Annotated in this window: 10 protein-coding genes; all 10 read left to right on the top strand. The window is 40.3% G+C overall.

Annotation, left to right across the window (positions count from 1 at the left end; genetic code table 11):
* Positions 1-122: 122 nt before the first annotated feature.
* Positions 123-2,633, top strand: a complete 2,511-nt coding sequence (secA, locus tag LS684_RS18535; protein ID WP_233808285.1) for a preprotein translocase subunit SecA — start codon at positions 123-125, stop codon at positions 2,631-2,633.
* Between the two features lie 102 nt (positions 2,634-2,735).
* Positions 2,736-3,837, top strand: a protein-coding gene (gene prfB / locus LS684_RS18530) for a peptide chain release factor 2 (RefSeq protein ID WP_233808283.1) whose coding sequence is annotated in 2 segments (ribosomal slippage) — positions 2,736-2,807 and positions 2,809-3,837 — 1,101 coding nt in all. Because the reading frame shifts where the segments join, the coding sequence is not laid out codon by codon here.
* A 330-nt stretch (positions 3,838-4,167) separates the two neighbouring features.
* On the top strand, positions 4,168-5,031 hold the full coding sequence (locus tag LS684_RS18525; protein WP_233811703.1) for a YitT family protein: 864 nt from the start codon (positions 4,168-4,170) through the stop codon (positions 5,029-5,031).
* A gap of 53 nt (positions 5,032-5,084) precedes the next feature.
* The gene (gene cccB / locus LS684_RS18520; RefSeq protein ID WP_233808281.1) at positions 5,085-5,432 is read left to right on the top strand and encodes a cytochrome c551; all 348 of its coding nucleotides are present in this window, start codon (positions 5,085-5,087) and stop codon (positions 5,430-5,432) included.
* A gap of 546 nt (positions 5,433-5,978) precedes the next feature.
* A complete protein-coding gene (gene ftsE, locus LS684_RS18515) occupies positions 5,979-6,665 on the top strand; it encodes a cell division ATP-binding protein FtsE (RefSeq protein WP_233808279.1) in 687 nt (228 codons plus the stop codon).
* Positions 6,655-7,548: a permease-like cell division protein FtsX gene (ftsX, locus tag LS684_RS18510; RefSeq protein ID WP_233808277.1), complete on the top strand. Its 894-nt coding sequence runs from the start codon at positions 6,655-6,657 to the stop codon at positions 7,546-7,548. The genes ftsE and ftsX overlap by 11 nt, the downstream gene beginning before the upstream one ends.
* A gap of 197 nt (positions 7,549-7,745) precedes the next feature.
* Positions 7,746-9,011, top strand: coding sequence for a murein hydrolase activator EnvC family protein (locus LS684_RS18505; RefSeq protein WP_233808272.1), 1,266 nt, complete (start codon positions 7,746-7,748; stop codon positions 9,009-9,011).
* A 405-nt stretch (positions 9,012-9,416) separates the two neighbouring features.
* A complete protein-coding gene (locus LS684_RS18500) occupies positions 9,417-10,565 on the top strand; it encodes a coiled-coil domain-containing protein (protein ID WP_233808271.1) in 1,149 nt (382 codons plus the stop codon).
* Positions 10,566-10,828: 263 nt separating this feature from the next.
* Positions 10,829-12,283, top strand: a complete 1,455-nt coding sequence (locus tag LS684_RS18495; RefSeq protein ID WP_233808268.1) for a S41 family peptidase — start codon at positions 10,829-10,831, stop codon at positions 12,281-12,283.
* A 400-nt stretch (positions 12,284-12,683) separates the two neighbouring features.
* Positions 12,684-13,877: a PDZ domain-containing protein gene (locus LS684_RS18490; RefSeq protein ID WP_233808266.1), complete on the top strand. Its 1,194-nt coding sequence runs from the start codon at positions 12,684-12,686 to the stop codon at positions 13,875-13,877.
* The last annotated feature ends 65 nt before the right edge of the window (positions 13,878-13,942 follow it).

Below are 13,942 nucleotides of genomic sequence, written 5' to 3'. Positions count from 1 at the left end.
GGACTCACCCTCTCCCCCACATAAGTTGTCACCCCTTGTATGAAGTGGTAATATTAATTAGGAATAAATAGAAATCGTATGAGAGAAATTTGCTCATATTCCATATAAAAGGAGCGTTTTTAATGCTTGGTATTTTAGGGAAAGTGTTTGATCAAAACAAACGAGATTTAAAGCGACTAAATAAATTAGCAGATGAAATTGATGCATTAGCAACAGCAACAGAGCAGCTTTCAGATGAAGAGCTTCGCGGAAAAACAGTTGAATTCAAGCAGCGTCATGAAAAGGGAGAATCTGTTGATGACCTTTTAGTAGAAGCATTTGCCGTTGTTCGTGAAGCAGCAAAGCGTGTGTTAGGCCTTTATCCTTACCGCGTCCAGTTAATGGGTGGTATTGCTTTACATGAAGGAAATATTTCAGAGATGAAGACAGGGGAAGGGAAAACGTTAACCTCTACCATGCCCGTTTACTTAAACGCATTAACAGGGAAAGGTGTCCACGTTGTAACGGTTAACGAATACTTAGCAAGTCGTGATGCGACTGAAATGGGTCAGCTTTACGAATGGCTTGGTCTGACAGTCGGGCTTAACTCGAACGGATTATCGAAAGAAGAGAAAAAAGAAGCATACGCATGTGATATCACGTACAGCACCAACAATGAGCTAGGGTTTGATTATTTGCGTGATAATATGGTTCTTTATAATGATCAAAAGGCGCAGCGCCCACTTTATTTTGCTGTAATTGATGAGGTCGACTCCATATTAATTGATGAAGCCAGAACTCCATTAATTATTTCTGGGACGGCTCAAAAATCAGCAAAGCTTTATATTCAAGCGAATGCATTTGTTCGCACGTTAGTACGTGATCAAGACTATACGTACGATGAGAAAACAAAAGGGGTTCAGCTAACAGAAGACGGAATGACAAAGGCTGAGCGTGCTTTTGGTATTGAAAACCTATTTGATATTTCACATGTAGCATTAAACCATCACATTAACCAAGCATTAAAAGCCCATTCAAGCATGCATCTAGATGTAGACTATGTTGTTCAAGATGGGGAGATTGTAATTGTTGACCAATTTACGGGTCGTCTAATGAAGGGACGCCGCTACAGTGACGGTCTTCACCAAGCAATCGAAGCGAAGGAAGGCCTTGAAATTCAAAACGAAAGTATGACAATGGCGACGATTACGTTCCAGAACTACTTCCGTATGTATGAAAAGCTAGCTGGGATGACAGGTACAGCGAAGACAGAGGAAGAGGAATTCCGTAACATTTACAATATGAGTGTTGTCGTAATTCCAACGAACAAGCCTGTCATTCGTGATGACCGTGCTGACTTAATATACGCTTCAATGGATGGAAAGTTCCGTGCAGTCGTTGAGGATATTGCAGAGCGCCATCATAAGGGACAACCAGTTCTTGTCGGTACAGTGGCAATTGAAACCTCTGAAATTATTTCTAAATACCTGACGAAAAAAGGTGTTCGTCATAACGTACTAAACGCCAAAAACCATGAGAGTGAAGCGGAAATTATTGCTCATGCGGGTGAAAAAGGTGCGGTTACCATTGCGACAAACATGGCTGGTCGTGGAACAGATATTAAATTAGGTGAGGGTGTTCGAGAAATCGGCGGTCTTGCCGTGATCGGAACCGAGCGTCATGAATCTCGCCGTATTGATAATCAGCTTCGTGGGCGTTCAGGACGTCAAGGAGATCCAGGGGTTACCCAATTCTATCTATCGATGGAAGATGAGTTGATGCGCCGTTTTGGCTCAGATAATATGAAATCGATGATGGAGCGTCTTGGCATGGACGATAGTCAGCCAATTCAAAGTAAAATGGTATCTCGTGCAGTTGAATCGGCTCAAAAACGAGTGGAAGGAAATAACTTTGATGCTCGTAAGCAGCTTTTACAATATGATGACGTTCTACGTCAGCAACGCGAAATTTTATACAAACAACGAAATGATGTATTAGGATCAGACAACATTCGTGAAATCGTCGAAAACATGATTCTGTCTTCTATTTCACGAAATGTCGCTGCACATACACCTGATACTGAAGACGAAGAGCAATGGAATCTACAAGGAATCATCGACTATGCGAATGGAAATCTTCTTCCTGAAGGCGACCTTTCCATCAACGATCTTCGCGGAAAAGATGCTGAGGAAATGGTCGATTCGATCTATGAAAAAGTAAAAGCACGCTATGATGAAAAGGAAGAAGAGCTTCTTCCTGAACAAATGCGTGAATTTGAGAAGGTTATTCTGCTTCGTGCAGTCGATTCTAAATGGATTGACCATATCGATGCGATGGATCAGCTTCGCCAAGGAATTCATTTGCGTGCATATGGACAAATTGATCCGCTTCGTGAGTACCAACATGAGGGCTTCGCTATGTTTGAAAACATGATTATTGCCATTGAAGAAGACGTTGCGAAATACGTGATGAAGGCAGAAATTCGTAACAATTTAGAGCGTCAAGAGGTAGCAAAAGGCCAAGCGGTTAATCCAAAGGAAGATGGAGACAAGGCGGCAAAGAAAAAGCCAGTTGTGAAACAAATGGATGTAGGTCGTAATGACCCATGTATTTGTGGGAGTGGCAAGAAATACAAAAACTGCTGCGGGCAATAGCATTGGATAAAAGAGGGCCGGCCCGGATGCCGACTCTCTTTTTCCTGCCAATAGAGTAGGATTTGTCGAAAACGGAGTAGAATTTTATAAGAGGTGACTGAAATGGAATTAGCAGATATTCGGAATGAATTAGAAAAAACAGCTAAGAAATTAGCGGACTTTAGGGGGTCTCTTTGACTTAGAAAATAAAGAGGCGCGGATTGCGGAGCTTGACGAAGTGATGCTTCAGCCTGATTTCTGGGATGATCAGCAACAGGCACAGGGCATTATCAGCGAAGGAAACGCCCTGAAGGAACTTGTCAATGAATTCAACGACTTAAATGAAACCTATGAAAACCTAGAGCTGACTCTCGAGCTTGTTAAGGAAGAAAACGATGAAGACCTCAAAGCAGAATTAGTGGAGGAGCTAAAAGATTTAATGAGCCGTTTAAGTCAATATGAGCTTCAGCTCTTATTAAGTGAGCCATATGACAAAAACAACGCCATCCTAGAGCTTCATCCAGGTGCAGGAGGGACAGAGTCACAGGATTGGGGATCGATGCTGCTTCGAATGTACACGCGCTGGGCGGAAAAGAAAGGCTTCAAGGTAGAAACGCTGGATTATTTACCAGGGGATGAGGCTGGAATTAAGAGCGTTACCTTGGCAATTAAAGGGCATAATGCATACGGGTATTTAAAAGCGGAAAAGGGCGTTCATCGCTTAGTTCGGATATCCCCTTTCGATGCGTCAGGTCGTCGCCACACGTCATTTGTTTCTTGTGAAATCATGCCTGAGTTTAATGATGAAATCGAAATTGATATTCGGACAGAGGATCTGAAGATAGACACGTATCGTGCGAGCGGTGCTGGTGGTCAGCATATTAATACGACGGATTCAGCTGTTCGGATTACGCATCTTCCAACAAATGTTGTCGTTACCTGCCAAACCGAGCGCTCACAGATCAAAAACCGTGAGCGTGCGATGAAGATGCTTCAAGCGAAGCTTTATCAAAAGAAAATTGAAGAGCAGGAGCAAGAGCTAGCTGAAATCCGCGGAGAACAAAAGGAAATTGGCTGGGGAAGTCAAATCCGTTCTTACGTATTCCATCCCTATTCATTAGTGAAGGACCACCGTACAAACACAGAGGTGGGGAATGTTCAAGCCGTAATGGACGGAGAACTAGATCCCTTCATTAATGCATACTTGCGTTCAAAATTAAACTAATACAAAAATAATAGCCTCTACCGCAGAATTGCGGTGGAGGTTTTTTAGAAGGAAAAAATAAAGAGTCCCATAAATGTCCATTCCAATTTGCGTAAATAGATGATTACATGTTTGATATTGATTACTTTGATTGTTCAATAATTTACAATTTAATATTATGTCGTAGATTAACCCATTCTATTAATAGGGGGTATGAAATTCCTGTTTTAGCCCTTTAATACGGTGGTTGAATGGCATTTACACACATAACCCTCCATGCTATACTCACTTTCGGTTCAACACATTTTTGTTACATAATGCTTGCTTAGTAAAGGAGTTATCCATATGAACATGAAACGAAAAAGAGGAACGCTTCCAAACCCGCGTCTTGAAAAGCTTCTAGAAATTATCTTTATTTTAAGTGGCTCTGCCATTGTGGCAATTGCGTTTAATGTGTTTTTACTTCCAAACCAAGTGGCATCTGGAGGGGTGAGTGGGATCTCGACCATCGTAGAAGATGTCTTTGGCTGGGAGCCAGCATATGTACAATGGTCATTGAACATCCCGCTGTTTATTGCTGGAGTCATCCTACTTGGTAAGCAATTCGGGCTAAAAACACTAATAGGGACCATCTTTCTGCCGTTTATTGTTTTCGTAACGAAAGATTGGGAGCCTTGGTCACAAGATCCATTGCTTGGTGCACTATTCGGTGGGATTGGTGTTGGTCTAGGTTTAGGAATTGTATTTCGTGGAAAAGCATCTACAGGCGGAACCGACCTTGCCGCTCAAATTATTAATAAGTATACAGGGTTCACACTTGGAACTTGTGTAGCAATTATTGATGGGTTAATCGTATTATCTGCAGCGATCGTTTTTGATATTGAGAGAGGATTATACGCATTGATTGCGTTATATGTTACGAGTAAAACAATTGACCTGGTTCAAGTTGGTTTTGGTCGCTCGAAAATGGCGATGATCATTACCGACAAGCAAAGTGAAGTTCGAGACGGAATCTTGAATAAAATTGATAGAGGTGTGACAAAACTATCTGCGTATGGTGGTTATACTGATAATGAACGCCCAATCCTAATGTGTGTCGTCGATCAAACGGAGTTCACAAAATTGAAACAACTAGTCAAAAGCATTGATCCATCTGCATTTGTGATTGTAATGGATGCTGCAGAGGTACTTGGCGAGGGTTTCAAACGGGCATAGAGTTGGTATAATATAGTTGTACTATGTATATTTTTCCTGAGGGGGAGTTTCAAGTGAAGAAAAAGCTTCTTGCATTATTAATGGGTACTTCTCTTGTTCTTGCTGCATGTGGTGGCGGAGACAATGCTGGAGAAGAAAAGGACACATCTACTACTGGTGGCGAAACGACTGAAACAGCTAGTGCTGGAGATGCAGAAAAGCTCTACAGCCAAAAGTGTTCTAGCTGTCATGGTCAAAATCTAGAAGGTGGGGTAGGTCCTGGTCTAGAGCAAATTGGTGCTTCACTTTCAGCTACAGATATTGAAAAGACCATTGTTGAAGGTAAAGGTGCTATGCCATCTGGTCTATTACAAGGCGAAGAAGCAACTGCAGTTGCTGAATGGCTTGCTGGGAAAAAGTAATCCGCTTTTCTAAAGAGCGTTCTGTTTCATGAACAGGACGCTTTTTTTTACAAAAATCTACTATATCATCCACTTCTATATCATCCATCTATTTATTCTTTCCTTCTTTTCTAGTAAAATCGATCCATTTGTCGAAAAATTGAAGCAGGAAATGCTGTCGATTTGTTGTATATAATAGTTGTAATAGGTTGTATTTTGCGGTTTCTTGACTTGTTTGAAAAGAAACTGTAATAATTTGATAAGGTAATTTGACAAGTGTTGGTGTTATAATGAGAAAGGTGCTTATGAAGGAAGCATTTTGGTGCTTTATAGGCAAACATGTAGAAATCAAAAGAAACTGTCGTTTTTTTGTCGTTAATTGCGATTTTATAGACTTGATTTTAGGCACGATTGTAGATAAAGGCTGTTTGCCAAAAATATCAATAGACAATTTTGAAAGCTGCTATGGAATGAGTTCATGGTGAAACGAGTTAGTAGAAAACTAGACAACAAGGTATCGGAAAGACAGCTAGCAACAAAAAACAAACTAGACTCTAGGTGATATAAATGATTGAAATGCAGGATGTGTTTAAGAAGTATCCGAACGGTGTCGTAGCTGCCAATGGAATCGACGTACGAATAAAGCAAGGCGAGTTTGTTTATGTGGTAGGTCCGAGCGGTGCAGGGAAGTCAACATTTATTAAAATGATGTATCGTGAAGAGATTCCGACAAAAGGAACGATAATGATTAACGGAATTAACCTGACAAAGCTCAAACTAAGTAAGGTTCCACTTTTACGAAGAAATATAGGCGTTGTATTCCAAGACTTCAAGCTACTACCTAAATTAACCGTATATGAAAATGTAGCATTTGCTTTAGAGGTAATTGAAGAACAACCAAAATATATTAAAAAGCGAGTCATGGAAACATTAGAGCTCGTTAATTTAAAGCATAAAGCACGAATGCTTCCAACTGAATTATCGGGGGGAGAGCAGCAGCGTGTATCCATTGCAAGATCGATTGTCAATTCGCCTAAAGTAGTTATTGCAGACGAACCAACAGGGAATCTTGACCCAGATACGTCATGGGAAATTATGAACATTTTTGAGGAAATCAATACGCGTGGAACGACGGTTGTAATGGCGACACATAATAAAGAAATTGTTAATACAATTAAGCACCGCGTTATCGCAATAGAAGCAGGGAAGATAGCCCGCGATCAACAGAGGGGGGATTACGGTTATGAAAGCTAGAACCCTTCGTAGGCACGCAAAAGAAAGCTTTAAGAGCTTAGGTAGAAATAGCTGGATGACTTTTGCCTCTGTCAGTGCCGTTACGGTCACGCTTATACTAGTTGGTGTGTTTTTCGTTATTATGATGAATCTCAATAAAGTAGCTACAACGATTGAAGAGGATGTTGAAATTCGCGTTCATATTGATGTAGCTGCAAATGAGCAGGATCAAGAGAAGCTCAAACAGACAATTGAACAAATAGCGGAGGTTAAATCCGTCGCTTATTCACCTAAAGAAACCGAACTCAATAATTTGATTGATAGCTTGGGTGAAGAGGGTGAAGCATTTAAATTATTCGAACAGGATAATCCTTTAAATGATGTATTTGTCGTAAAAACGAAGAAACCAACAGACACGATGAAAGTTGCCAAGCAAATTGAACAAATGAACTATGCGTCAAAAGTAAAGTATGGACAAGGACAAGTAGAGAAGCTATTTAATTTTATTAGCATGAGTCGAAATGTAGGACTAGCTCTAATTATTGGCTTGCTGTTCACTGCGATGTTCCTCATTTCAAATACGATAAAGATTACGATTGTAGCTAGAAGAAAAGAAATCGAGATTATGAAGCTAGTAGGAGCAACAAATTCATTTATTCGCTGGCCATTTTTCCTAGAGGGACTTTGGCTTGGAATTCTTGGGTCCATTCTGCCAATTATTCTTATTTCAGTAGCCTACAATCAAGCATATGATTACCTACAGCCAAAGCTAAAAGGAAACTTTATTCAAATTCTCGAATTTAACCCATTTATCTATCAAGTAGGTGCGATTTTAATTGCACTGGGGGCATTCATTGGAATTTGGGGAAGCTTAATGTCTATCCGTAAATTCTTAAAGGTTTAATGTGGAGGAGCGAGCTATCGAAGAAAACGAGCTTGCTAGTTAGAAAGAGAGGTTTGAAGGGTCTACGGGGGGAACCGTATCTTAAGACCCTTCAAAGCTATCTAATAGACGATTAATTAAGCTAAAAGGTTTCAAAATCTTGCACAGAAAAAACGATGAACCTGTACATAGATTAGGAATGGAAGGGAGAAATCGGAATGAAACGACCACTTATAACATTAACTCTAGCAGCTACTTTAGGCATTGGGAGTATTAGTGTGGCAGCACCAGCGCAAAATGTACTTGCTAGTAAACTAGAAGATCTTCAAAACCAAAAAAAAGAAATACAAAATGAGCGTTCAGGAATTGAATCGCAAATCAATAGTACGAATAAAGAGCTGGACAAAGTAAAAGCAGAGCAAGAACAAGTGCAACAAGAGATTAAAAAAATTGATCTAGCTACAACAGATACGAAGAACAAAATTGATGAAAAAACAGTTCAAATTGCAGAGAAAAAGAAAGAAATTGAACAGCTTCAAATAGAAATTAAAGAGCTAACTGAAAGAATCAATAAACGAAATGAAATGCTGAAGGATCGCGCTCGCAACTTCCAGGAAAATGGAGGAATGGTGAGCTATATTGACGTTCTGATGGGTGCTCAGAGCTTTAGTGATTTTATCGATCGTATGAGCGCAGTGGCAACGTTCGTTGAAGCAGATCAAGGAATTCTCGAGCAGCATCAAGCGGACAAACAGCTTTTAGAGGAAAAGGAAGCAAAAGTGGAAAAGGATCTAAATGATCTAGAATCCATGCTAAGCGAGCTAGAAGCAATGAAACAGCGTCTATCCGCTCAAAAGGCACAAAAAGATCAGTTAATGGCTTCCTTGAAGCATGAGGAAGAGCAAATGCATGCAGAAAAGCTAGAGCTTGAAGAAGAACAAGAGCTGTTAGCTGCACAGGAAGCTGCTATTAAGCAGGCCGAGAAGCTTGAAAAGAAAAGAATTGCTGAACAGCAAAAAGCAGCGGCTAATAAAGGGTCAAACGGATCTAGTGGAGGAAGCTCTGTTTCTGCTCCACCGGTTTCTAGCGGAGCCTTTACTCGTCCTTCTGCAGGATACCTTTCTTCAGGGTTCGGCCACCGCTGGGGCGAACTCCATGCAGGTGTAGATATTGCCGCTAGCGGTCATGTTCCAATTGTAGCAGCAGCCGACGGGGTAGTAATCAAATCCTACTATTCGAGTAGTTATGGAAATGCCATCTTTATTTCTCACTCTATTGAAGGACAAATCTATACAACTGTATATGCGCATATGAGCAGTCGTTCAGTAAGCTCAGGTGCTACTGTTTCAAAAGGCCAACAAATTGGAGTTATGGGGAATACAGGGTACTCCTTTGGACAGCATTTACACTTTGAGCTTCACCGTGGCCCGTGGAATGCTTCTAAGTCCAACGCAATTAACCCAGTTGGAATTGTCCCATTGTAAGTCTTGTTTACTCTATTTATACCCTATTAAACTAGTAAATATACCTATTCACGATAAATGATTTCTACAAAAATCGAAGACTATGTTTAAACAAAAGGTATTGAGAATGTTCTCGATACCTTTTGTTTTTTACATCAAAATACGAGAAAATTTTCTTGTTTGGATAAATAGTTTAAAATACAGAAAATTCCTTCATCCTACTTTCCTCATATGACTTATTTCCTGTAAATTCTGTTAATTTAACTTGTTTTGTTACACAATTGTAATATTCCTCTAACCTTCCTGTTATCTCCTGTTGCTATACTACTAGAGAGAAAAACAACTAATGCTGTAAAAAAACTGAATTTATTGTCTTATTTTAAAATAAAATACATAATTTTGCTTAAATTAGGGAGTTGGCAGTTTATGTTGAAGAAGAAATTACTAGTCTTAAATACAACGATTTTACTAGGTTTAGGAAGTGTGATTGCCTTACCGTCTACCTTGGCAGAAACAAATGCTGAAAAGCAGCGTAAAGTAGAACAAAACTTAACAGAAGTACAAAATAAGCTATCACAATTACAAGAGCAAGTAAAACGTGTAGAAGAAGCATATAACGATAACAATGAAATGATCGCCAAAACGGAAGCGGAAATCAAAGCAACTAATGCAGAGGTAGAAGCTTTAAATAAAGAAATTGCGATACATAACGAGTCGATTGCAAAGAGAACTGAAATCCTCAAGAAGCGCGCTGAATCATTACAAGAAACAGGTGGGAAGGTAAGCTACTTAGAAGTACTTGTTGGTTCAAAGGATTTTAGTGATTTTGTTGATCGAGTGTTTGCGGTTGTGCAAATTGCTCAAGCAGATAGTGATTTAATTCAACAGCATGAAGTAGATAAAGCTTCTATTAAGGAGAAACAAGACCTTGTGGCAAGCAAGTTAGCCGACCTAACAAGTAAGAAGGTTGAACTGGACGGAATGAAGGCTCAAATTCAAGAGCAAAAGAAGCAAAATGACCAGTTAAAAGCTCAATTAGAGAAAGAGAAAAAAGAGAATCTAAACAAGAAAGCTAGCTTACAAGCAGAGGCTCAGCGTTCACTTGCAAGTGCACCATCATCATCGAATACTAGTCATTCAAATGGAGCATCGTCAGCTCCAGTGTACACTCCTCCGGCAGGTAACGGAAGCTTGAGTGACGTACTTGCTGCTGGCTACAAATATATCGGAAATTCAGTGTATGTGTTTGGTGGCGGTCGAAACCAATATGACATTCAAAATGGACGTTTTGATTGCTCAGGCTTTGTTCACTTTGCTTTCTCCCAAGCAGGTGTCCGCATCGGTGCAAGCACAGAATCATTGAAAAATACGGGAACACCTGTGTCAACAAGTAATATGAAGCCAGGCGATTTAGTATTCTTTGATACGTATAAAAGAGACGGTCATGTAGGTATTTACCTTGGTGGAGGGAAATTTATCGGTTCTCAAAACTCTACAGGAGTTGCGATTGCAGATATGACCTCTGGCTATTGGAAACAAAAATTCAATGGTCGTGTAAACCGAATCATGAACTAATACGACAAGCTTATCCTACTTTAGGGTAAGCTTTTTCTATCTTTCTATCATCCTTCCCTATTCTATGTAAAATAAAACCTACTAGAGCAAAATTGGAGGAATTTCTTTTTCATCATGGCAAATCGACCTTTATTCTTCATAACTCGTCCATTCTTGGCATATAGTGTTGATAAGCTAAGATTGTGCCTATTAATCAAAATTTGTTTACTGATTCAACCAGAAAAGGCTAAGGAACGGTAGAGAGAGAATTGAGGAGGATTCATATGAATCGAAAGTGGATGGCGATTTTAATGACAGGCTCTTTATTGACAGGGGCAGGGGGCACGTATGCTGGTATGCAGCTGCTGCAAAAGCCAACGGAAGGGTCTGCTTTGGAGAAGCAAATACAAGGCATGGAGACAGGTTCAGGGCAAGCTGTGAGCCTGGAGGACTTGGATAAAGTGCAGCAAGCCTACAAGCTTATCTTAAGCAGCTATGTCGATAAGGTTGAAGGGGACCAGTTGATTGAAGGTGCGATAACAGGTATGTTGTCAACGCTCGATGATCCGTATTCTGTCTATATGGATCAGGAAACAGCTAAACAATTCAGTGAGACACTTGAATCCTCATTTGAGGGGATTGGTGCCGAAGTGAGCATGGTTGAGGGGAAAATTGTTATTGTGTCTCCGTTTAAAGATTCTCCAGCTGAAAAAGCAGGCTTAAAGCCGAATGATCAAATTTTAAAGGTAGATGGAGAAAGTGTGGAAGGCTTAGACTTGTATGAAGCGACCTTGAAAATACGGGGTGAAAAAGGAACGAAGGTTCAATTAGAGATTGCGAGAAAAGGGCTTAAGGAACCAATTACCGTTGATATAAAGCGAGATGAAATTCCCCAAATTACGGTCTACTCCGATCTGAAGAAGCAAAATGAAAGAAAAATTGGCTATTTGGAGATCACATCATTCTCAGAAAATACTGCGAAGGAATTTAAGGAAGAGCTAAAGTCATTGGAGAAGAAGAGAATGGAAGGGTTAATTATTGATGTACGAGGCAATCCGGGCGGCCTCTTATCAAGTGTGGAAGAAATCTTAAAGGAGTTTGTTTCAAAGGAAAAGCCATATGTACAAATTGAAAAGCGTGATGGTGAGAAGCTCCGTTACTTTTCCACATTGGAGGGTGATAAGACCTATCCTGTGGCGGTGTTAATTGATGAAGGAAGTGCTTCCGCTTCTGAAATATTAGCTGGTGCCTTAAAAGAAGGAGAGAATTATACTTTAATAGGTGAAAGAACCTTCGGGAAAGGAACTGTGCAGCAGGCTATGCCGATGGGTGATGGAAGTAATATTAAGTTGACGCTGTTTAAATGGCTTACCCCGGATGGCAATTGGATTCACAAAAAAGGGATTGAACCGACCTTAGAGGTAACACAGCCAGACATCTATCATACACACCCCATTCAAATTGAGAAACCTCTGCAAAAGGATATGAACAATGAACAGGTGAAAAATGCGCAGCAAATATTAGACGGGTTAGGTTTTGCACCGGGAAGAACGGATGGATACTTTAGCATACAAACGGAAACAGCCGTGAAAGCCTTCCAGCAGCAAAAGGGTGAAAAAGCAACAGGTGTGATTGATCAGAAGACAGCATCCTTGCTTGAAGAAGCCGTTATTAAAGAAATGAAGAAAGAAAAAAATGACCTCCAGCTTCAAACCGCTCTTCGCTTCTTAGCAAAATAATAAGGAGTCAGGCACCTTGCCTGGCTTTTTGCATTGGGGGAGGTACATTGTCTTTTGCATATGATCTGAAAAGGGAGCGAACACTCGTTTTTGGAGCGAACGCTCAAGGGTTTGGCGTTTTCGCTCACTTTTTTTGATTTTCGCTCGTATTCGACAAGAACTCGCTCGTACTTGACCAAGTTTCGCTCCATCATCCCCTATTTTCGCTCATTATGCAGATTTTCCAAGCCTGCATAGGGGCGTTTTACTTGAAAATTGGTTCAAATCTAGCATTTTTCCTAGTTACGTACTTAATGGCTATTTTCAAAAAACTAGCAATAGGCTTTGACGGCACATTTTGGTAGAATAAAGACAGATAAGTTGAGAGAAATAGAAATTTACATAGAGGTTGGTGGCAAGGGTGGTTGAAAGCTGGATTGTACAATTATTAATCGGAACCGGAAAATTATTTCTCCATCCCGTGTTTTATTACGCATTTTTTCTAGCGGCTATATTAGGTGTATCACGTGTCAAGCGAGAAAGATGGAATTTTCATATTCGCGCGGAAAATGCCTATTTTGAATTAAGGCAATTGCTCCCATTAGGAATGCTTCTAGGACTTTGCCTTTCTCTAATTACGATTGGTGCAGGCTTAGTCATTCCATTTGCGGCCATTCTATTTACGGCAATATGGACCATTCTTCTGAGTTTTACAACAAAGATTCGGTTGCTTTCCCCAGTCTATACATTAGGTGTTGCCTTTTTTGTAGTAGTCATTGGATCGAATCAAGGGTGGGAGCTACCTTTTTTTCCTGAAGCTCTTAAAGAGGTGGAGGAGAGTGTATTTCCTGCCATTGCCCTTTTACTTGCTCTTTTGATGATTGCAGAAGGAGTTCTTATTTTCCGAAACGGTTCAAAAGGAACATCGCCAAGGCTGATTAACAGTAAACGTGGTCAAAGAGTTGGAATTCATGAGGTGAAAAGAATATGGATGCTTCCGCTATTTCTAGTCATACCAGGTGAGGCGTTATCATCTCCATTTTCTTGGTGGCCTGTCTTCACAATAGCAGATAGTAGCTATTCGTTGTTGCTTGTTCCATTTACTATTGGGTTTCATCAACGAATCCAAGGAATGCTTCCGAAAGATGCGATTGATGTTCTGGGTAAAAGAGTAATGATGTTAGGCATTCTATTCGTCCCGCTTGCAGCAGTTGGATACTGGTACCCATTGTCTTCTGTAGGTGTAGTAGCACTTGCGATGATCGGTCGAGAGGCATTGTATATTCGTCACAAACTATTAGATGAAAGCCTGCCTTTCTTCTTTTCTAAAAAAAATCATGGTTTGATGATCCTCGGAATTATTCCAGAGTCTCCCGCTAGTAAAATGGCTCTTCAGGTTGGGGAAATGATCACAAAGGTGAATGGCACACCCGTTCAAAGTGAAACAGCCTTGTACGAAGCACTCCAACGGAACCGTGCCCATTGTAAGCTTGAGGTCATTGATGTAAATGGACAAATTCGCTTCGTGCAAAGAGCGCTATACGAAGGAGATCATCACGAACTAGGTATTTTATTTGTACAGGATAAGAAGAAGTGGGATAGTGCGGTGGTATAACTGTAGGTTTTCAAAATTAATTAGAAATTCGTCAAAATTAATTGGAAAAATTGTCAAAATTCTTT

It is taken from the genome of Cytobacillus spongiae (assembly GCF_021390075.1).
The sequence above is the reverse complement of the archived record's forward strand: the minus strand, read 5'-3'. Positions and strand labels throughout refer to the sequence as shown.

What these genes read in the sequence shown, in the direction of transcription:
- ftsE (WP_233808279.1), top strand. Translation starts at nt 5,979, where the DNA reads ATGATTGAAATGCAGGATGTGTTTAAGAAGTATCCGAACGGTGTCGTA.
- secA (WP_233808285.1), top strand. Translation starts at nt 123, where the DNA reads ATGCTTGGTATTTTAGGGAAAGTGTTTGATCAAAACAAACGAGATTTA.
- LS684_RS18525 (WP_233811703.1), top strand. Translation starts at nt 4,168, where the DNA reads ATGAAACGAAAAAGAGGAACGCTTCCAAACCCGCGTCTTGAAAAGCTT.
- LS684_RS18495 (WP_233808268.1), top strand. Translation starts at nt 10,829, where the DNA reads ATGAATCGAAAGTGGATGGCGATTTTAATGACAGGCTCTTTATTGACA.
- ftsX (WP_233808277.1), top strand. Translation starts at nt 6,655, where the DNA reads ATGAAAGCTAGAACCCTTCGTAGGCACGCAAAAGAAAGCTTTAAGAGC.
- LS684_RS18505 (WP_233808272.1), top strand. Translation starts at nt 7,746, where the DNA reads ATGAAACGACCACTTATAACATTAACTCTAGCAGCTACTTTAGGCATT.
- LS684_RS18500 (WP_233808271.1), top strand. Translation starts at nt 9,417, where the DNA reads ATGTTGAAGAAGAAATTACTAGTCTTAAATACAACGATTTTACTAGGT.